The 18,978-nt window shown below is 61.0% G+C and carries 17 protein-coding genes and 1 pseudogene; 9 read left to right on the forward strand and 9 right to left on the reverse strand.

Going from position 1 to position 18,978, the window contains the following annotated elements:
• Window positions 1-3: 3 nt before the first annotated feature.
• Window positions 4-1,155, reverse strand: coding sequence for an MFS transporter (locus AC3WMT_RS30200; protein WP_103307323.1), 1,152 nt, complete (start codon window positions 1,153-1,155; stop codon window positions 4-6).
• Between the two features lie 242 nt (window positions 1,156-1,397).
• On the opposite strand from AC3WMT_RS30200, the gene AC3WMT_RS30205 reads away from it, so the two are divergent.
• A complete protein-coding gene (locus AC3WMT_RS30205) occupies window positions 1,398-2,378 on the forward strand; it encodes a diaminopimelate epimerase (protein WP_103307325.1) in 981 nt (326 codons plus the stop codon).
• Between the two features lie 128 nt (window positions 2,379-2,506).
• Here the strand turns inward: AC3WMT_RS30205 and codA are convergent, their stop codons facing one another.
• The 5 genes from codA to AC3WMT_RS30230 form a co-directional block, all read right to left on the reverse strand.
• Window positions 2,507-3,754 carry a cytosine deaminase gene (gene codA, locus AC3WMT_RS30210; protein ID WP_103307326.1) on the reverse strand — a complete coding sequence of 416 codons (1,248 nt, stop codon included), beginning with the start codon at window positions 3,752-3,754 and terminating at the stop codon, window positions 2,507-2,509.
• A gap of 14 nt (window positions 3,755-3,768) precedes the next feature.
• Entirely contained in the window at window positions 3,769-5,040 is a 1,272-nt protein-coding gene (gene codB / locus AC3WMT_RS30215; protein ID WP_103307327.1) for a cytosine permease, read from the reverse strand.
• A gap of 306 nt (window positions 5,041-5,346) precedes the next feature.
• The gene (locus AC3WMT_RS30220; RefSeq protein WP_103307329.1) at window positions 5,347-6,159 is read right to left on the reverse strand and encodes an alpha/beta fold hydrolase; all 813 of its coding nucleotides are present in this window, start codon (window positions 6,157-6,159) and stop codon (window positions 5,347-5,349) included.
• Between the two features lie 206 nt (window positions 6,160-6,365).
• On the reverse strand, window positions 6,366-6,722 hold the full coding sequence (gene queD, locus AC3WMT_RS30225; RefSeq protein ID WP_003223505.1) for a 6-carboxytetrahydropterin synthase QueD: 357 nt from the start codon (window positions 6,720-6,722) through the stop codon (window positions 6,366-6,368).
• A gap of 85 nt (window positions 6,723-6,807) precedes the next feature.
• Complete coding sequence (locus tag AC3WMT_RS30230) at window positions 6,808-7,887, reverse strand: patatin-like phospholipase family protein (protein ID WP_103307330.1); 1,080 nt, start codon at window positions 7,885-7,887, stop codon at window positions 6,808-6,810.
• Between the two features lie 248 nt (window positions 7,888-8,135).
• On the opposite strand from AC3WMT_RS30230, the gene AC3WMT_RS30235 reads away from it, so the two are divergent.
• The 4 genes from AC3WMT_RS30235 to AC3WMT_RS30250 are packed head-to-tail and all read left to right on the forward strand — an operon-like array spanning window position 8,136 to window position 10,737.
• Window positions 8,136-8,444 (forward strand): PepSY domain-containing protein, encoded by a 309-nt coding sequence (locus AC3WMT_RS30235; RefSeq protein WP_103307331.1) that lies wholly within the window; start codon window positions 8,136-8,138, stop codon window positions 8,442-8,444.
• Window positions 8,444-8,755 (forward strand): PepSY domain-containing protein, encoded by a 312-nt coding sequence (locus AC3WMT_RS30240; RefSeq protein WP_103307332.1) that lies wholly within the window; start codon window positions 8,444-8,446, stop codon window positions 8,753-8,755. The genes AC3WMT_RS30235 and AC3WMT_RS30240 overlap by 1 nt, the downstream gene beginning before the upstream one ends.
• 3 nt (window positions 8,756-8,758) lie before the next feature.
• Complete coding sequence (locus tag AC3WMT_RS30245) at window positions 8,759-9,427, forward strand: response regulator transcription factor (protein ID WP_103307333.1); 669 nt, start codon at window positions 8,759-8,761, stop codon at window positions 9,425-9,427.
• Window positions 9,424-10,737, forward strand: a complete 1,314-nt coding sequence (locus AC3WMT_RS30250) for an ATP-binding protein (protein WP_103307334.1) — start codon at window positions 9,424-9,426, stop codon at window positions 10,735-10,737. The genes AC3WMT_RS30245 and AC3WMT_RS30250 overlap by 4 nt, the downstream gene beginning before the upstream one ends.
• A gap of 249 nt (window positions 10,738-10,986) precedes the next feature.
• Here AC3WMT_RS30250 and AC3WMT_RS30255 read toward each other — a convergent pair whose 3' ends face one another.
• Together AC3WMT_RS30255 and AC3WMT_RS30260 are read right to left on the reverse strand one after the other, a co-directional pair.
• A complete protein-coding gene (locus AC3WMT_RS30255) occupies window positions 10,987-11,742 on the reverse strand; it encodes a methyl-accepting chemotaxis protein (protein ID WP_371919339.1) in 756 nt (251 codons plus the stop codon).
• 102 nt (window positions 11,743-11,844) lie between these two features.
• Window positions 11,845-13,233 (reverse strand): annotated as a pseudogene (locus AC3WMT_RS30260) (PDC sensor domain-containing protein); the annotation flags it as partial.
• A gap of 387 nt (window positions 13,234-13,620) precedes the next feature.
• On the opposite strand from AC3WMT_RS30260, the gene AC3WMT_RS30265 reads away from it, so the two are divergent.
• Window positions 13,621-14,940, forward strand: a complete 1,320-nt coding sequence (locus tag AC3WMT_RS30265; protein ID WP_103307336.1) for a Na+/H+ antiporter family protein — start codon at window positions 13,621-13,623, stop codon at window positions 14,938-14,940.
• A 195-nt stretch (window positions 14,941-15,135) separates the two neighbouring features.
• The gene (gene ctpM, locus AC3WMT_RS30270; RefSeq protein ID WP_103307337.1) at window positions 15,136-16,818 is read left to right on the forward strand and encodes a methyl-accepting chemotaxis protein CtpM; all 1,683 of its coding nucleotides are present in this window, start codon (window positions 15,136-15,138) and stop codon (window positions 16,816-16,818) included.
• A 49-nt stretch (window positions 16,819-16,867) separates the two neighbouring features.
• On the opposite strand, the gene AC3WMT_RS30275 is transcribed toward ctpM, so the two are convergent.
• Window positions 16,868-17,803, reverse strand: coding sequence for a LysR family transcriptional regulator (locus tag AC3WMT_RS30275; protein ID WP_103307338.1), 936 nt, complete (start codon window positions 17,801-17,803; stop codon window positions 16,868-16,870).
• A 113-nt stretch (window positions 17,804-17,916) separates the two neighbouring features.
• Here AC3WMT_RS30275 and AC3WMT_RS30280 point away from each other — a divergent pair, with 113 nt between their 5' ends.
• Both AC3WMT_RS30280 and AC3WMT_RS30285 read left to right on the forward strand, forming a co-directional pair.
• Window positions 17,917-18,402, forward strand: coding sequence for a DMT family transporter (locus AC3WMT_RS30280; protein ID WP_103307339.1), 486 nt, complete (start codon window positions 17,917-17,919; stop codon window positions 18,400-18,402).
• A gap of 3 nt (window positions 18,403-18,405) precedes the next feature.
• Window positions 18,406-18,861 (forward strand): DMT family transporter, encoded by a 456-nt coding sequence (locus AC3WMT_RS30285; RefSeq protein WP_103307340.1) that lies wholly within the window; start codon window positions 18,406-18,408, stop codon window positions 18,859-18,861.
• The last annotated feature ends 117 nt before the right edge of the window (window positions 18,862-18,978 follow it).

Below are 18,978 nucleotides of genomic sequence, written 5' to 3' on the forward strand. Positions count from 1 at the left end.
GATTCAGACCCTCAACACCTTCCCACCAATAGCCACCGCCACCAGCAACACCGCCATCAGCCCAAAAGCAAAACTCAAACTGCTCGCATGCGCAACAAACCCAATCACCGCCGGCCCCGCCAGAATCCCCGCATAACCCAACGTCGTAATCGCCGGCACCGCAATACTCTCCGGCATCACCGTCTGCTTGCCCACTGCCGTATACAGCACCGGCACGATATTCGAGCATCCCGCACCGACCAGCGCATAACCGACCAGCGCGGCTTCCCAGCTCGGCGCGAACGTCGCCAGAAACAGCCCGGCCGCGGCCAACAGACCGCCAAACAAAATGATCCGCGTCGCACCGACAATCCGCACAATCCGGTCACCCATCAAGCGCCCAGCCGTCATGGTCAGGGCAAATGCCGCGTAACCCAACCCCGCATACGCCGTGTCGATCCCACGTTCCTGCGCCAGAAACACCGCACTCCAGTCCAGCGCCGCGCCTTCGGTGAGGAACACGATGAAGCACATCCCACCGATAAACAGCACGATGCCGTGAGGCACCGCGAACGCCGGGCCCGAGCATTCACTGCCGTAGGGCAACATGTGCGGCACGCATTTGAACAACGCGGCAATCAGCACGGCCACCACCACCAGCATCGCACCCAGCGGTGACAGGCCGAGGCCGAGCAGGGCACTCACGCCCGCCGCGCCGACAATCCCGCCCAGACTGAACAAGCCGTGAAAGCCCGACATCATGTTCTTGCCGCTGGCGCGCTCGACGATCACCGCTTGCAGGTTCACCGTCGAATCCACCGTGCCGAGCCCGGCGCCGAACATGAACAGCGTGGCGATCAGCGCCGGGATCGACGACACCGTCGCCAGCAATGGCAACGCCGCGCAGATCAGCAAGGTGCCACCGGTGGCGACCCGACGACAGCCGAACCGGGTCGCAAGAATCCCCGCCATGGGCATCGCCAGAATCGAACCGACCCCCAGACACAAAAGCAACAGACCCAACGTGCCCTCATCGAGCCCGGCCCGGGCCTTGGCGTACGGCACCAGTGGCGCCCACGCGGCAATGCCGAGTCCGGCGATGAAGAAGGCGATGCGCGTGGACATCTGTTGCAGGCGTCCGGGGACGAAGGTGTCTTGGGAGGTGAGGCTGGTCATATCAATCCTTGGCAAAAAACATCGCGTCCCCGAAGGACAGTGATTGTGCGTCGAGGTTCGATCGCAGGTCTCGGGGCTGTGCAGTCGACATCCTAACCTGTGAGAGCGAGCCTGCTCGCGAATGCGGTATTTCAGTCAGAAAAAATGTTGCCTGACCCCGCGCTTTCGCGAGCAGGCTCGCTCCCACAAGGGATTGCGTTTTACAGTGGCGCCTTTGGATATTCGAAAACGAGAGCCGGTTCATGACGCAGTTCTACGACGCACGGGGCAATATCTATGGCGTGGTTTCGCCCGAAGCGCTGCGCGGGGCAGGTATCGATCTGCCCGCGAGTGCCGCCGCTTGCGCGTCATTGCGACAAACGTGGAGCCATTTGGCCGTAGCACTCTGCTGTGACTGGCCCGAAGGCCAGCGGCCCGCGAACAGCAAATCCCACCGCAGTGACGGCCTGCTGATCGGCCCCTTCCAGACCTCGCCGCCCTTTGACGTATTGATCGTCAACACCGACGGCACGCTTGCCGAGCGCAGTGGCAACGGCCTGACGATTTTTTCTCAGGCGCTGACCGAGCAAGGCTTACTGCCGGAGGAGGGCGCGCTGTTGCGCGTGCATCACGACAAAGGAGAAGCGGTGGAAACCTCGGTGAAACCTGCCGAGGTCGACGGAGTAAAAGGTTTTTGGCTGGATCTCGGTCAGCCCGGTTTCGGGCCGTTTTCCGTTGGCGCGCAGAACGTCGAAAGTGTCGACTTAAACGGTCGGGAGGTGAGTCATGTGCAACCCTTGGCGCAACTCGATCCCGCATGGACCCACAGCCAGTTCGTACGCATCGGCAATCCGCATTGCGTGACACTGCTCGGCGACAAGACCGCGTTGCCCACTAACGAGAGAATGCGTGAATCACCACTGAACGAAGACCTGACCCGAATCGCCTACGCCATGCCGACCGGCGCCGGACAACCCTGCCCGGCGGGCATCAATCTGCAATGGGCCGTGCGCGAATCAAAGCAACGTATCGTCGCGCGTGTGTTTGAGCGCGGCGAAGGCCCGACGGCGTCCTCCGGCACCAGCGCCAGCGCAGTGGCCTCGGCCGCGTGGCGGGTCGGTTGGGTCGATGCAGGAGAGGTGCAGGTTGTAATGCCCGGTGGCACTGCGCCGATTTTGCTTGAGGAAGAGCAGGGAGAATTAGTGCGAGTCAGATTATTCGGTACGGCTCAGCTGATGAGCTGAACTCCAGCCCGCCATCGCTGGCAAGCCAGCTCTCACAGGGTTTGTATTGAACATGGGCTTCCTGTCCATCACAAATCATTGTGGGAGCTGGCTTGCCGGCGATAAGGCCGTAAGCCCCGACAACATTTTCAGCTCAGATTGGTACTGAACTCCACCACCGGCATCTGCCGCTTCATCAACACCTCACCACCACGAATCGAATACAGCGGCAGGCCCTGGCTGCGGATCACCTCGTAATCGCTGTCCGCCGACAGAATCAGCAGGTTCGCCGGGCGGCCTTGTTCCAGCCCGTAACGCTCGCCCAGGTGCATGGCTTTGGCGCTGTTGTCGGTCACCAGATCCAGCGCACTTTGCAGGTTGCGGTAGCCGAGCATGTGGCAGATGTGCAGCCCGGCTTCGAGCACGCGCAGGATGTTGCCGTTGCCCAGCGGGTACCACGGATCGACGATGGAATCCTGGCCGAAACACACGTTCATTCCGGCTTCGAGCAGCTCGTTGACGCGGGTCACGCCACGGCGTTTCGGGAAGTTGTCGAAGCGTCCTTGCAGGTGAATGCTCTCGGTCGGGCAGGACACAAAACTGATCCCGGAATGGCCGAGAAGACGGAACAGTTTTGCGCAGTAGGCGTTGTCGTAAGAACCCATCGCCGTGGTGTGGCTGGCGGTGACGAGGGCGCCCATGTCACGGCTGCGCGCTTCTTCGGCGAGCACCTCGAGAAAGCGTGAATGCGGATCATCGGTTTCGTCGCAATGCACATCGACCAGGCAACCGGTGCGCTCGGCGAGGTCCATCAGGAACTTCACCGAGCTGACGCCTTGATCGCGGGTGTATTCGAAATGTGGGATCCCGCCAACCACGTCGGCGCCCATGCGGATCGCTTCTTCCATCAGCTCACGGCCGTTGCGGAACGACTCGATGCCTTCCTGCGGGAACGCGACGATTTGCAGGTCGATCAGGTGACGGCTCTCCTCGCGCACTTCGAGCATGGCTTTGAGTGCGGTGAGTTGCGGGTCGGTGACATCGACATGCGTGCGCACATGCTGGATACCGTGGGCGGCCAGGGTCTGAATGGTTTTCTTGGCGCGGGTCTTGGTGTCTTCTTCGGTGATGGTGACCTTGCGCTCGCCCCAGCACTCGATGCCTTCGAACAGCGTGCCGCTCATGTTCCAGCGCGGCTCGCCGGCGGTGAGGGTGGCGTCGAGGTGGATGTGCGGTTCGACGAAGGGCGGCACTACCAGGTTGCCGCCGGCGTCGAGGTCGTCTGGGCCCAGGGTAGGGGCCTCGGTCTGGCGGGCGATGCTGCGGATCAGCCCGTCTTCAAGGTGCAATTCGTGCAAACCGTCCTGGTTGCGCAGTCGGGCGTTGATGATGTGCATCAGGCGAATCCTTCTTATAGGTCTTGTAGTGGCGCGCTGGCGCGGCGGGCGCCGAGCAGGCCGGTGACGATGACATACGTTAGCGCGGCAGCGGCAATGCCTACCAGCGGCGCGACCCACGGCGAACTGAACGCGGCAACCGTGCCGACCCCGTAAGCCCCGAGTCCCGGCCAGTTGAACGCCGGCAGCCGTGCGTCGGCCAGGCGCGGATAGTGGCCGCGCCAGCGATAGAAAAAGTCGGCCATGATCACCCCGCCAATCGGTGGAATCACCGTGCCCAGCAAAATCAGGTACGGCACCAGCATGTCGTACATGCCCAACAGCGCGAGCAGGGTGCCGATCACTGCGCCGGCGAGGGTCACGGTTTTGCGTCGGCCGGTGCGCAGCAGGTTGCAACCAGCGACGGCGAAGTTGTAGATGGTGTTGTCCTGAGTGCTCCAGATGTTCAGCAACAACATTGCCATCGCGGCCATGGCGAAACCTTGCAGCAGCAACACTTCAACCACATCCGGCTGCTGATAGACGATGGCGCCGTACGCGCCGATCAGTACCATCAGACCGTTGCCGATGAAAAAACCGATCAGGCTGGCCAGCACCGCCACCCGCGCCGAACGAGAAAACCGCGTCCAATTGGTCGCTTGCGTGGCTCCGCTGACAAAGGTGCCGAACACCAGGGTGATCGCGGTCGACCAGTCCAGCGAACCGCTCGGCACGACGCTGAGCAAACCTTCGAAGCCACCGACCTTCACCGTCGCCACCCACATCGACAGCATCAGCAGCAACATCATCGCTGGTACCGCGATATACGACAGAATCTCCAAACCACGATAACCGACGTACGCCGTGGCGCAGAACACCAGGCCAAAGAGCACCATCAGGCCGAGCACGGTGCCTTCATCCAGATCAAAATATTTGCCGAGCACGACCGCTGCCGTCGCGGTGCCCCAGGCGTACCAGCCGATCTGGGTGAAGCCGAGGATCAGGTCACTGAGCTTGCTGCCGACTTCTCCAAAGCAGAAACGCCCCATCAGCACTGAGTTGAGGCCACTTTTGAAAGCGATGTAACCCAAACCTGCCGCGTACAAACCTAGCAGCAGATTGCCGACGATGATCACCGCCATCATCTCGCCGAAACTGAAGGCCACGCCGAGCTTGCCGCCGGCAAACATGGTCGCGGTGAAGAATGTGAATCCCAGTAACACCATGGCGGTCGAGGCCAGGCCTTTTCGCGCGTGCATCGGGACTTCGCTGAGGGGGTAATCGTTGCCGGGATCGTTTTGCGTCATGGGGCGGTCCTTTGCGGGAGAGGGAAGACGCGGGGGAGGTTGCAGTGGTCGTGCCAAACCGGGAGTTGCGGGTATGTATAGACGAGACAGCGATATTCGGCCCGAAAGCGGTGCACTTGAACACACCGAAGCCCCGTGCAGGAGCTGCCGAAGGCTGCGATCTTTTGATTGATCGTTCCCACGCTCCGCGTGGGGATGCAGCCCGGGACGCTCCGCGTCCCACTCCAAAGCCGAACGCGGAGCGTCCGTTGAGGCATTCCCACGCGGAGCGTGGGAACGATCGGTGTCAGGGGCGTTTGGGAGCTGTCAGAGAAAGCGCAGCAGGGCGGCGACGATGGCTTCGGGGGCGTCTTCCTGGACGAGGTGCCCGGCGTTGGCGATGGGGTGGAACTGTGATCCGGGGATCATCTGATGCAAGGCACGACCCCGTTCGATGGGAATCCACTGATCGTCTTCACCCCAGAGAATCTGCACCGGGCAACGGATGCTCGGGTACAGGGTTTCGGCCTCACGGGTATAACGCTCGTCCATCTGCGCAATCTGTCGATAGAACGCCGCTTGCCCCGGATCGCCGAGCCACGGCTGCACGTAGGGCGCCAGTTCTTCATCGGGAATATCGCGATGAATCGCCCCGCGAATGTAGGTCGGTACGATGGCGCGCTGGATGTAGTCGGGCAATCCACTGAACGCCGCTTCATGCTGGCGTACATGCTGCACGAAAGGTGAGCCCCAGGGTGTCAGCGCCACCGGATCGATCAGCGTCAGGCTGCGGTAATCCTTGCCGTTGAGCAGGTGCGTGCGCAGGGCCGTGGCACCACCAAAATCATGGGCGACGACATCGGGGTTCTGGATATTCCAATGATCGAGCAACTGCGCCAACAGCTCGTTCTGCACGCCGAGGGACACGTCGGCGTCTGGTTGTTCAGAGCGCCCGTAGCCGAGCAGATCAAAATAATGCACTCGGTGTGTGGCGAAAAAGTGCGGGGCGATCCGGTGCCACACATACGACGAAAACGGCGTGCCATGCACAAATACCAGCGGTGGACCGTCGCCGCGCACGGCATGGCGTACTTGTCGCCCGTTGAAGGCAAAGACCTGATCCAGCAGCCAGTCCGTCATGGGCCTGTCCTCTTGGCGGGTGGAGAGCCAAAAAGCATAGGCATAAAAAAACAGCCGTGAAGGCTGTTTTTTTGAATCAACACTGATCCCCTGTGGGAGCGGGCTTGCCCGCGATGGCGGCGGCACATCCAACATCGATGTGAAAGATAAACCGCTATCGCGGGCAAGTCGAATCGTGGCACCGCCGCAGTGTTCAGGGGATCGAGTTATTCGCCGCGATAGATGCAACCGCTGGTGCACGTCTCGTGAATGCGGATGGCGCTCAGCTCCGGCAACAGCGGCTTCATTTCATTCCAGATGAATTTGGCCAGCACTTCGCTGGTCGGGTTTTCCAGGCCGGGAATGTCGTTCAGGTAGTTGTGATCCAGACGCTCGTACAGCGGCTTGAAAATCGCCTTGATCTCGGAGAAGTCACGGATCCAGCCGGTGTGCGGATCGAGGTCGCCGCTCAGGTGAATCGCCACTTTGAACGAGTGACCGTGCAAACGCCCGCACTTGTGGCCGTCCGGGACGTGCGGCAGGCGGTGGGCGGATTCGAAAGTAAACTCTTTGAAGATTTCCACAGTGATTTCGGCTCTGTTCAGATGGCGTTCGCCGCAGCGATTCGGGCAGGCGGCGAGTTTACCAGAGCTCTGCGCAAAACACTGACTAAAGGGTCAGCAAGCGCTCGGCGAGGCGACCGTTGGCAGCCAGTTCCAAAAACTCATCGCCCAGTCGGCGGCTCTCGTCCATCGCCGCGTGCCAGTATTTCTGTCGGCTCGGCGCATCGCCCATGAAACGCTTGAAGTCGTTACGGTCGGGCAGTTTGCCGTAGGGCAGGCGCGCCAGATATTCCTTCGACGGCGCGAGCAGCAGCACATCCTGCAAGCGCTCGGTCGAGGCGCGGCGCCACGGCAGGGTTTTGTCGAACCAGCCGGGAATCACCCGATCGGTGAAATGCGGATAGAGTACGATGCCGTCGCCGCTGTAGGGCAGGTCGAGGTGATAGTCGAGCAAACCGCCATCGCGGAACGTTCCGACCCCGGCGCCGGGCAGGTCGCGCACGCCTTCCATGACCATCGGAATCGAGCCCGAGGCCAACAGCGCCTGACGCAGATTGCCGGCATTCAGGGCAACGAAGCGCGACGGGAAGTCGTTCAACGCATGCACCGGCGGCGCCAGGCGCGGATCGTGGATGATCAGCCGTTCGAAGTGCCGCGACAGCCGCGCGCGGCCCCGCAGGTTGTCGGCGATCACCGATCCCAGCGCCAGCCCGAGGCGACCGCGATGATCGTCAGCGAGGCGGCCCTGGCTTTTGACCACCATGATGTTCAACCGGTAATCGGCGTTGCTCAGGATGCTCGCGTCGCGGCCATCGAGCAGGTCATTGAGCATGCGCTGCGAGCTCTGGCTGATCTCGGCCATGGTCACGCCTTTGTTGAAATTCTGCTCGGCATACAAGTGCCCGAGACGACGGATGCCTTCGGCGGCGTCCGGCAGGCAGGCGCTGGCGAAGCGCCAGGAACCGACCGACGCACCGATCAGCGAACGCTCGCGCGGCGCGCTCGGCAGCCATTCACCGAACAGTGCCAGATCCAGCCCCTGAATCCCCAACGCCTTCGGCCCACCGGCCGCGCCGGGCAAGGTGCCGACATCGGCAGCGTTGAGGCCTTGGGCACGAATCCGCGCCATGGCCCGCGGGCCGGCCTTGAGGGTGAGGGCAGGGAACTTGATGTGGATGGCGGTCATACCGGTCTCGATCGTTAGCAAGCGAAGGATTATAGGCACATGTTGCAAAACCTTGTAGGAGTGAGCCTGCTCGCGATAGCGGTGTGTCATTGAGCAATGATGCGTCTGATACACCGCTATCGCGAGCAGGCTCGCTCCTACAGAGGGGATATGTGTTGAGGCAGAGCAATGATGGCCATTCAGTTTCAGTTAAGTTCATCCCGTTAAGGTGCCCACCGTAAGCAACACATAAAAATTACGGAGACACCATGAAAACCCTGACTGCCCTGTCCCTCGCCTCGATCCTCGGCCTGACCGCCAGCCTCGCCCATGCACGCGATCTGGGGCCGGATGAAGCCCTGCGTCTGCGCGACGCTGGTACTATCGTCTCCTTCGAGAAGCTCAATGCCACGGCACTGGCCAGACACCCGGGTTCGACGATTACCGAAACCGAGCTGGAAGAGGAGTACGGCAAGTACATCTACCAGGTCGAAATACGTGATCCGCAGGGGCTCGAGTGGGATCTGGAATTAGACGCGGTCAGCGGGCAGGTTCTCAAGGATCATCAGGATACGTAATGAAGGTTAATGTTCGCGCCACCAGCTCTACTGCGTTGGCGTTCGTGATTTTTTGCTCGGCGGCGATGGCCCGCGACCTCGATCAGGACGAAGCCCTGAAGCTGCGTGAGCGCGGAGTGATTTTGCCGCTGGAGCAAGTGCTGCAGCAGGCCATGGATCGCTATCCGGGTGCAAAACTGCTGGAAGTCGAGCTGGAAGAAAAACACGACGTCTACATTTATGAAGTCGAGTTGCTGACCGTCGAAGGTGTCGCCCGTGAGCTGCACCTTAAGGCCGATACCGGTGAACTCGTGAAAGACAAGGAAGATTGATCGATGCGCTTGCTTCTGGTGGAAGACCACGTGCCGCTGGCTGACGAATTGATCGCCGGCCTGCAACGCCAAGGCTACGCGGTGGATTGGCTGGCCGATGGTCGTGATGCGGTGTATCAGGGCAGCAGCGAGCCCTATGACCTGATCATCCTCGACCTCGGCTTGCCCGGCGTGCCGGGGCTTGAGGTGCTGGCGCAGTGGCGTGCGGGCGGTCTGGCGATTCCGGTGCTGATCCTCACCGCACGCGATTCCTGGGCCGAGCGCATCGAAGGTTTGAAGGCCGGCGCCGATGATTACCTGACCAAACCGTTCCACCCCGAAGAACTGCACTTGCGGGTTCAGTCGCTGCTGCGCCGCTCCAAGGGCCAGGCCAATCAACCGACGCTCAAGGCTGCCGGCCTGCATCTGGATGAGGGCCGTCAGTGCGTGACCCGCGACGGTGCCGACATTCAACTGACCGCCGCCGAATTCCGTCTGTTGCGTTATTTCATGCTCCATCCGGAGCAGATCCTCTCCAAAAGCCACCTCGCCGAACACCTCTACGACGGCGAGACCGAACGTGACTCCAACGTCCTCGAAGTCCACGTCAATCACCTGCGCCGCAAGCTCGGAAAAAGCGTGATCGAAACCCGTCGCGGCCAGGGTTACCTGTTCGGCGGGCAAGCTTCGTGAGGTCAATCCAGCGCCGTTTGAGCCTGGGGTTGATCAGCGTGATGGTGGTCGTCGGCGTGGTGCTGGCGCAAACCAGCCTGTGGTTGTTCGAAGTGGGCCTGCAGCGCTACCTCGAAGCCGGCTTGCGCAACGACAGCGAAAGCCTGCTGGTGGCACTGGTGCGCGGTCCGCAGGGTTTGCAACTGGATGAGCGACACCTGTCGCCGGCCTATCAGCGGCCGTTTTCCGGGCATTACTTCCGTATCGATTTTGCTGAAAGCCACTGGCGTTCGCGTTCGTTGTGGGATCAGGATCTGCCATTGCTGGAAACGCCCGGCCTGCACAGCAATCTGCAATTGGGCCCGGACGGTCAGCAGTTGCTGGTGCTGCGTTCGGACTATCGGCGCCTGGGCCAGTCGATTTCGATCAGCGTGGCGCAGGATTACACCCCGGTGCGCGAGAGTTTCCAGCGTATGCGCCAGCTCGGCCTCGGTCTCGGTCTGGCCGGATTGCTGCTGATTCTGTTTTTGCAACGGCTGACCGTGCGCCGCGCGTTGAAACCGCTGGAAAAGGCCCGCGAGCAGATTGCGCAATTGCAGCAGGGCCAGCGTTCGCAACTGGATGATCAAGTGCCGGTGGAGCTGGAGCCGCTGGTGGCGCAGATCAACCATCTGCTCGCACACACTGAAGACAGCCTCAAGCGTTCGCGCAATGCGCTCGGCAATCTGGGGCACGCGTTGAAAACGCCGTTGGCGGTGTTGCTGAGTCTGGCGTCGAGCGAAAAACTCGAAGGCCATCCCGAGCTGCGCAAGATCCTCAAAGAACAACTGGAGCAAGTGCAGCAACGGCTCAATCGCGAACTGAACCGTGCGCGACTGTCCGGTGATGCGCTGCCCGGCGCTTTGTTTGACTGCGATGCAGAACTGCCGGGATTGCTGGCGACGCTGAACATGATCCATGGCGAACACCTGGCGCTGAGTTACGTCGCGCCGACAGGTCTGCAGTTGCCATGGGATCGTGAGGATTTGCTGGAGCTTTTGGGCAACGTGCTGGACAACGCCTGCAAATGGGCAGATGCCGAGGTGCGCTTGAGTGTGATTGAGCGTACGGACGGTTATGCCCTGAGCGTGGAAGATGACGGGCCGGGGATTCCCGAGGATCAGCGTGCTCAGGTGTTCAGTCGTGGGACGCGGCTGGATGAGCAGACCCATGGACATGGTTTGGGATTGGGGATTGTGCGCGACATTGTCGACACGTGGGGCGGGTTGCTGGTGCTGGGCGAGAGTGAGTGGGGCGGGTTGAAGGTGGTGATCGAGTTGCCTCGGCGGTGAGCCTTTGAAAGCCCCTCACCCTAACCCTCTCCCGGGGGGAGAGGGGACTGATCGCGGCGTTTGTTCGAGGTACACCGACGTGAAATACCGAGCTGAACTCAGGTTTTAAAAAGTATTGCATCGACATGAGATGTTGAGCCGAAATCGGGTTTGAACAGCATGAAGATCGGCTCCCTTTCCCCCTCGCCCCTTGGGGGAGAGGGCTGGGGTGAGGGGGGGCAATCCAACTGACACCCCACAACCTCTGAATCAAACCCGAAACTGATCCATCAGACTCTGCTGCTGATTTGCCAGGCTATTAAGCGACTGACTCACCCGCGCCGATTCATTCGCCTGCCCGGACAATGATTCCGTCACATCACGGATCGTCGCCACGTTGTTATTGATCTCCTCAGCCACCGCGCTCTGTTCCTCGGCCGCACTGGCGATCTGCAGGTTCATGTCGCTGATCACCGTCACCGCATCACCGATCTGCCGCAGTGCAGTGACCGCCTGGCCAACCTGTTCGACGCTGCCCTGCGCCTGACGATGGCTGTTGCCCATCGAGCCGACCACATCCTGCGTGCCGTTTTGCAGTTGCTCGATCACCTGACGGGTTTCTTCCACTGACTCTTGCGTACGGCGGGCAAGGTTGCGCACTTCGTCGGCAACTACAGCAAACCCGCGTCCGGCTTCACCGGCACGCGCCGCTTCGATGGCAGCGTTGAGCGCAAGCAGATTGGTCTGCTCGGCGATGGCGCGGATGGTTTCCAGCACGGCGCCGATCTTCTCGCTGTTGGCGGCCAGGCCTTCGACCTGGATCATCGCCGCGCTCATGTCAGCGGCGAGGGTGTCGATGCTGGCGGTGGTGCGGTCGATCACGGTCAGACCCTGACGGGTGGCGCGGTCGGCATCCTTGGCCGCTTCGGCAGCCTGGGCGGCGCTGCGAGCGACGTCCTGCGCGGTGGCGCTCATTTCGTGGGAGGCGGTGGCGACCTGGTCGACCTGGCGGTATTGCTGTTCCATGCCGGCGCTGGTCTGGGTGGCGATGGCCGAGGACTGATCGGCCGTGTTGCGCGCATCCTGCACTGAGCGTTTCACCTCAGCGATGATCGGCTGCAACTTGTCGAGGAACTTGTTGAACCAGCCGGCCAGTTGCCCGAGCTCATCCTTCTTGTCGTAGGCCAGACGGCGGGTCAGATCTCCTTCGCCGCTGGCGATGTCTTCGAGCATGTTGGCCACGCCGAGGATCGGTCTGGTCACGCTGCGTGCCATCAGCCACACCAGCAACAGACCGATAAGCGCAGCCAGCACACCGAGGCTCAACTCGATCAGGGTGCCCGAGTTGTTGCTCGCGTCCAGTTGCTGCTTGAGCGCTTCGGCGCGTGCCACCAGGACTTTTTCCGGTACATCGAGCAACACCGCCCACGACGGACCGCCGGGAATCGGCTGAAACGGCGACAGCACTTTCAACTGGCCGTTGCTGTGCAGGCTGGAAACGCTGGTGCTGGAGGTCAGTTGACGCAGCAGTTCGGCGCCGCTGGTGGTGTCGACGGTGTCCAGACGCTTGCTCAGTTTGCTCGCGTCCGGGCTGTAGCCGGCGAGCAGGCCGACCGGGCTGATGATGCTCACGGCGGTCTGGCCGTCGTAGAGCTTTTTGCTCGCGTTCTGGCTGATCGATTGCAGGCTGTTGAGGTTGATGTCGACCGACAGCGAGGCAATCACTTTGCCGTTGACCATCAGCGGGAAGACGATGCTGGTCATCAGCACGTTCTGGCCGTCGATCACGTAGAAGTACGGTTCGATTACGCACGGTTTGAGCGTGGTGCGCGGGCAGGTGAACCAGGCGTTGGCCGCCTGACCGCTGGGGCCGGTGCTGGTGTCAGCCATGTCGCTTTCCGGCAGGGCCATCGAGGTGATTTTGCCGGGCGTCGGTTGCGACCAGTACAGGGCGAAACGGCCCTTGTCGTTGCTGCCCAGTTCCGCTTGCCCGGCGAACAGTTCGTCCTTGCCGTCCAGTGCGTTGGCTTCGAACACCAGCGACAGGCCGAGCAGGTCGGGGTTGGCTTGCAGCGCGGACTTGACCTGACGGGTCATGTCTTCGCGCAGGTCGAAGGCGTCGAGGAAGCGTTTCTCGGCCTGTTCACGCAGGAACAGCACCTGCCGCGAGAAACCGTGGCCGTACTGATAAGCGTCCATGAACTGCTGACGAATGCCGGCGGCTTGCACTTCGCCCTGGGATTCGATGCGCGCCTGCGCCGATTCGGTGAGCATCTCCATGCTGGAGGCCTTCACCAGCTCGGAGCTGTGCTCCATGCGGTACAGCGAAAGACCCACCAACAGGGTCACGATACCGGCCAGGCAAAGCCCGGCGAGCAGGGTGATTTTCCATTGGATGGAAAGTTGTCTGAGCGACATGGAGACGTCCTTATTCGATAAATATCTGAGACTTTGCACTGTAACGGCCGCGTTTCGGCTTTCTTTATCTTTGAAACACAATATGGCGAATTGCCGCATGCGCAGACTGGAAACCCTGTTTGGGGTAAACACAAAAACTGTGGTGAGGGGATTTATCCCCGACCGGCTGCGCAGCAGTCGCAAAACCCGCCAATGCGGTGTGTCTGTAAGAATGTTTGATCGTTCCCACGCTCCGCGTGGGAATGCAGCCCCGGACGCTCTGCGTCCAATGGAACGCGGAGCGTCCCTTGAGGCATACCCACGCAGAGCGTGGGAACGATCAAAGTTACATTTCAGTTCAGCCACTCGCTTTGACACCGCCGCCACTCTGCGGCACAGTGCGCGCCCTTCTAATAAGACCCTCTTTGCAAATCCGCCGGTGAACCGTTGGCGGACTCATCCTGTCTGGCGGTGATTTTTCCACCGCAGTGTTTTTGAGGTAGTGAAATGAATGCAGTGATTGCTGCGGTCGGCGTCATGCTGATCCTCAGCCTGTCCCGCGTGCACGTGGTGATCGCCTTGATCGTCGGTGCATTGGTCGGCGGCCTGACCGGTGGCCTGGGCATCGACGCCACGCTCAAGGCGTTCAACAGCGGCCTGGGCGGCGGCGCGACGGTGGCGTTGTCCTACGCGTTGCTCGGCGCTTTCGCCGTGGCGATTGCCAAGTCGGGTCTGGCCCACGCGCTGGCCGACAAGGCCCTGGCGATGGTCGATCGTCAGCACAGCACCGGTGGCGGCAGCGTCAAATGGCTGCTGATCGGTCTGTTGTGGGTGGTGGCGATTGCCTCGCAGAACATCCTGCCGATCCACATTGCGTTCATTCCGCTGCTGGTGCCGCCGCTTCTCTATGTGCTGACCAAGCTGCAACTGGACCGTCGCTTGATTGCCTGTGTCATGACCTTTGGCCTGATCACGCCGTACATGGTGTTCCCGGTTGGCTTCGGCAATATCTTCCTCAACCAGATTTTGCTGGCAAACGTCAGCAAGGCTGGCGTCGACATCAGTCATATCAACGTCATGCACGCCATGGCGATTCCTGCGCTGGGCATGGTCTTCGGCCTGTTGATGGCGGTGTTCTTCAGCTATCGCAAAAAGCGCGTTTACGACCTGGAGAAGATCGAGCAGGTCGAGCAAGTCAGCGTGGCCTACAACCCTCGCACCATCGGCATTGCCGGTCTGGCTATCGCGGCGGCGTTCATTATTCAGTTGCTGCTGGACTCGATGATTATCGGTGCGCTGGCCGGTTTCCTGATTTTCTCGGCGTCGGGCATCGTCAAATGGCGCGAGACGGATGACCTGTTCACCGAAGGCATGAAAATGATGGCGATGATCGGCTTCATCATGATCTCCGCCTCGGGTTTCGCCGAAGTGCTCAAGGCCACCGGTGAAGTGCGTTCGCTGGTCGAAAGCGCGGCGGCGTGGATCGATCACAGCCAGGCGATCGGTGCACTGTTGATGTTGCTGGTGGGGTTGATGGTGACCATCGGCATCGGCTCGTCGTTTTCCACTGTGCCGATTCTGGCGGCGATTTTTGTGCCGCTGTGCGTGCAACTGGGTTTCAGCCCGATGGCCATCGTGTGCATCGTCGGCACTGCCGGGGCGTTGGGCGACACTGGTTCGCCGGCCTCGGATTCGACCCTGGGCCCGACCTCCGGTTTGAACGTTGACGGCCAGCATCACCACATCTGGGACACCGTCGTGCCGACCTTCCTGCACTACAACCTGCCGCTGCTGGCATTCGGCTGGGTGGCCGCGATGGTCCTCTAAACACCGCAACCTGTGGGAGCTGGCTTGCCAGCGATGGCGTCGGAACAGGCAATATCCATGTGTCTGACACACCGCCATCGCGGGCAAGCCCGCTCCCACAGGGTCATGAGGTGCCCGCTCGACTCAACTTTTGCTTTGGTGTGCCGTTAAAGCCTTTAACCACGCCAATAAAACCAAAAGAGTGAGCCCCCCGAAATGCGCTTGAGTCTCAAGGCCAAAGTCCTGTCCCTTGCCGTCCTCCCGGTATTGCTCTTCGCGCTGGTCATCAGCCTGACCACGCTGTTCATCCTCCAGGAACAGGCGCACAAAGAGGTCGAACAGACCCGCGAACGCCTGCTCGGCGACGCCAAAGCCACGCTGCAAAGTTACGTCGCCGTGGCCATGACCACGATCAAACCGCTTTACGATGCCGCCGCCCCCGGTGACGCCGAGGCGCGTGCGCAAGCGATCAAGCTGCTCTCGGGCATTCGTTATGGCAAGGACGGCTACTTCTTCGGCTACGACTCCGAGACCGTGCGCCTGTTCAAGGCCAATGACCCTGAAGGCGTGGGCAAAAGCTTCAAGGACAACCGCGACCCGAACGGCGTCTACGTCAATCGCGGTCTGGTCAGCGTGGCCAAGGACGGCACTCACTATCTGCAATACAGCTCGCCGTTGCCGGGCAACGCGCAGGTGCTGGTGCCGAAACTCGGTTACACCGAATACCTGGCGAAGTGGGACATGGCTGTCGGTACGTCGGTGAATCTCGACGGCATCGAAGCGCAAGTCGCGCTGGTGGAAGCGCAGGTACAGGAACGCATGCAAGGCGTGGTGCTGAGCATCGTCGGTGTGGCCGTGGTGGTGCTGTTGGTGATTGCAGCGGCGGGCATGTTGCTGGCCAATACCATCCTGCGTCCACTGACTCTGATGAAAGCCAACCTCGATGACATCGCAGCAGGCGAGGGCGATCTGACCCGTCGCCTGAACATCACCAGCCAGGACGAACTCGGCGAACTGGCCGGCTCGTTCAACCGTTTCGTCGACAAGATTCACGGTCTGGTGCGGCAGATCACCGAGATGACCACGCAACTGACCGGATTGGTGACGCAGGTGTCGGATCAGGCCCAGCGTTCGGATCAGGCCATGGAGCGTCAACGCCACGAGACCGATCAGGTGGCCACGGCGATCAACGAAATGTCCGCCGCCGCCCAGGAAGTCGCCAAGAGCGCGCAGAACGCAGCCGTCGCTGCCCAGCAGACCGATGAAGAAGGGCAGAGCGCGAAACGTGTGGTGGCCGGCAGCATCAAACAGATTCATGCGCTGGTCGATGACATCCGCAGCAGCGGTGTGTCGCTGGACAGTTTGCAGCAGGACGTCAGCTCGATTGTCGGCGTGCTCGGGGTGATTCGTTCGATTGCCGAGCAGACCAATCTGCTGGCACTGAACGCGGCGATCGAAGCGGCACGGGCCGGTGAAGCCGGGCGCGGGTTTGCGGTGGTGGCCGATGAGGTGCGGGCGCTGGCCAGTCGTACGCAGATCAGCACTCAGGAAATTCAGGGGATGATCGATCGCTTGCAGGCGGGCACGCAGTCGGCGGTCGAGGCGATGCGTCGGTCCAGTGAGGCGGGTGACGGGACGTCGGCGCAGGCCAATCAGGCAGGGGCGTCGCTGGATGCGATGGCGGAATTGATTGCGACGATCAACTCGATGAACGCGCAGATTGCCAGCGCGGCGGAAGAGCAGACGGCGGTGGCCGAAGAGATCAACCGCAGCGTGCATCAGATTGCGGTGGCGGTGGACAGCGTGGCGGATGAGACGCAACAGGGCGCGCAGACGTCGCGTAGCCTGGCGGAGCTGGGGCAACGCCTTGGCAAACTGGTGGGGCAGTTCCGGATCTGACGCGATTTGTCGCCTTCACAAAAGCCCTGTGGGAGCTGCGCTCGATCCATTACGGTCTGTCCCAATAGGGCACTTCGCCAAAGCATTCGATAAAGAAATCAATCACCGTCCTTACCTTCACCGACAACCGGCGGCTCCCCGGCCACAACACCGCAATTTGCTGTGGCTCCAGACTGTTCGATACCTGATAGTCCCCCAGCACCGGCACCAGCGTGCCTTCGCGCACCGCCTCACCAATCAGCCACGACGGAAACATCACCAGCCCCAGGCCTTGCTCGGCGGCTTGGGTGAGGGTGTCGGCGTGGTTGCCGGTGATCGGGCCTCGCACCGAATACGGCGTCCAGTCTTCCTGACCCCGACGGAAAAACCAGCGCTGCAGGCCGGTCGCACCCTTGTAGGCCAGGCACTGATGTTGCGCCAGCTCTGCGGGGTGTTGCGGCGTGCCGTGACGTTTCAGGTACGCCGGGCTTGCTGCGACCTGAAAGCGGTGCGGCGCCAGGATCCGCGCCTGCATGCTCGAATCGTGCAACGGGCCGATGCGAAACAGCAGATCCGCGCCTTCCTGTAGCGGATCGACGTAATGGTCGGTCTGCTGAATATCCAGTTGCAGCTTCGGATAACGAGCGCACAGCTTGCCCAGCCATGGCGTCAGATGCCGTTGACCGAACACCACCGGGGCGTTGATGCGTACGAGACCCGTAGGTTCGCTTTGCTGTTCCTGCAACGCCTGTTCGGCTTCCTCCAATTGCACCAGCACCAGCCGCGCATGGTGACCGAGCATGCGCCCGGCTTCGGTGGGCGTCACGGCGCGGGTGTGGCGGTAGAGCAATTGCTGGTTCAGCGCCTGCTCCATCAACTGGATCTGCCGGGAAATCGAAGAGGGCGCGACACCTTCGCGGCGGGCGACTTCGGAAAAGCTTCCGTGGTCGAGCACCGCCACAAACAGCCTGAGTGCCTTGAATCCGAGTTCGTTGAGCCCGTGCATTAACCATCCTGCTGTGCAAGTTGCGCAAAAGTGTTGTCCGGATGCTCCCATTTATCGCACAGCTGCGCCAGTCGATAATCCGCGCCATCGTTTACTTGAGTGGAATGTTGTTTATGCAGACGTTGGATGAGGTGAGTGTCAGCGCACCGGTTTCGAAATCGGGATTGCGCCTGTTGTTGCTGCCGCTGGTGATTCTGGCGGGCATGGGCTTGTCGGTTGAGGCGGGGTTGCTCGGGCCGTTGGGTGTGCAGGTCGGGCATCTGTGGGCGACCTTGAGCATCTTTGGGGTCGGTTCGGCGATTCTGTTTTTGCTGTTGTTGTTCGCTGGCCCGCAAAAAGGCCCGGCACTGACTGATCTGCCGCGTTGGCAGTTGATCGGTGGGTTTCTCGGGCCGATGTATGTGGTGGTGCTGACGTTGGCGACGCCGCATATCGGCATTGCGATGACGATGATCGCGATTCTTTCCGGGCAGGTTGGCAAGAGTGTGTTGATTGACCATTTCGGCTGGTTCGGGGCGACGCGCAAGAAGGTCAACGCTGAGCGGTGGCTGGCGTTGGCGTTGATTGTGGCGGCACTTGTTTTGATTGCGCGGGGGTGAGTTATGAGTCTGGTTATTTTGTTGGCGGTGGTGGTGTTGGCTGGCGCGGTGTTGAGTGTGCAGGCGGCGATCAATGGGCGGTTGGGTGAGAGCGTTGGGGTGTTGCGCAGTAGTTTGTTGACGTTTGTCGTGGGGGCGGTGACCACCGGGTTGTTGATTTTGTTTTTTGAGCCGGCGCATGCGGTGAGTTTGTTGGATGTGCCGAAGTGGCAGCTGACTGGGGCGTTATTTGGGGTGGTGTACATGATGGTGATGGTGGGGGCGGTGCCTGTGGTGGGGACGGCTGTGGCGACGGTGGCGGTAATTGTCGGGCAGTTGGGGATGGGGATGTTGATTGATAATTTTGGTTGGTTGGGGAATCCGGCGATTGAGCTTTCCTCTAGTCGGGTTTTGGCGATGGGGTGTTTGGGGTTGGCTTTGGTGTTTATGTATCGCAGTAGTTCGCGTGCTGCTGAGTGATTTGGGTTTTGGGGGCATATCCGTTGCTGCGGTTATGGCGGCTTAGGGTTCCGCCCTTACGGCGGGTCACTTTTTCCAGACGCCGAAAAAGTAACCAAAAAGGCTTTACCCTGACGT

Source organism: Pseudomonas sp. FW305-7 (genome assembly GCF_058786735.1).

Coding starts and splice junctions, on each gene's coding strand:
- AC3WMT_RS30200 (WP_103307323.1), bottom strand. CDS start 1,155: ATGACCAGCCTCACCTCCCAAGACACCTTCGTCCCCGGACGCCTGCAA.
- AC3WMT_RS30205 (WP_103307325.1), top strand. CDS start 1,398: ATGACGCAGTTCTACGACGCACGGGGCAATATCTATGGCGTGGTTTCG.
- codA (WP_103307326.1), bottom strand. CDS start 3,754: ATGCACATCATCAACGCCCGACTGCGCAACCAGGACGGTTTGCACGAA.
- codB (WP_103307327.1), bottom strand. CDS start 5,040: ATGACGCAAAACGATCCCGGCAACGATTACCCCCTCAGCGAAGTCCCG.
- AC3WMT_RS30220 (WP_103307329.1), bottom strand. CDS start 6,159: ATGACGGACTGGCTGCTGGATCAGGTCTTTGCCTTCAACGGGCGACAA.
- AC3WMT_RS30230 (WP_103307330.1), bottom strand. CDS start 7,887: ATGACCGCCATCCACATCAAGTTCCCTGCCCTCACCCTCAAGGCCGGC.
- AC3WMT_RS30235 (WP_103307331.1), top strand. CDS start 8,136: ATGAAAACCCTGACTGCCCTGTCCCTCGCCTCGATCCTCGGCCTGACC.
- AC3WMT_RS30240 (WP_103307332.1), top strand. CDS start 8,444: ATGAAGGTTAATGTTCGCGCCACCAGCTCTACTGCGTTGGCGTTCGTG.
- AC3WMT_RS30245 (WP_103307333.1), top strand. CDS start 8,759: ATGCGCTTGCTTCTGGTGGAAGACCACGTGCCGCTGGCTGACGAATTG.
- AC3WMT_RS30255 (WP_371919339.1), bottom strand. CDS start 11,742: ATGGAACAGCAATACCGCCAGGTCGACCAGGTCGCCACCGCCTCCCAC.
- AC3WMT_RS30265 (WP_103307336.1), top strand. CDS start 13,621: ATGAATGCAGTGATTGCTGCGGTCGGCGTCATGCTGATCCTCAGCCTG.
- ctpM (WP_103307337.1), top strand. CDS start 15,136: ATGCGCTTGAGTCTCAAGGCCAAAGTCCTGTCCCTTGCCGTCCTCCCG.
- AC3WMT_RS30275 (WP_103307338.1), bottom strand. CDS start 17,803: ATGCACGGGCTCAACGAACTCGGATTCAAGGCACTCAGGCTGTTTGTG.
- AC3WMT_RS30280 (WP_103307339.1), top strand. CDS start 17,917: ATGCAGACGTTGGATGAGGTGAGTGTCAGCGCACCGGTTTCGAAATCG.
- AC3WMT_RS30285 (WP_103307340.1), top strand. CDS start 18,406: ATGAGTCTGGTTATTTTGTTGGCGGTGGTGGTGTTGGCTGGCGCGGTG.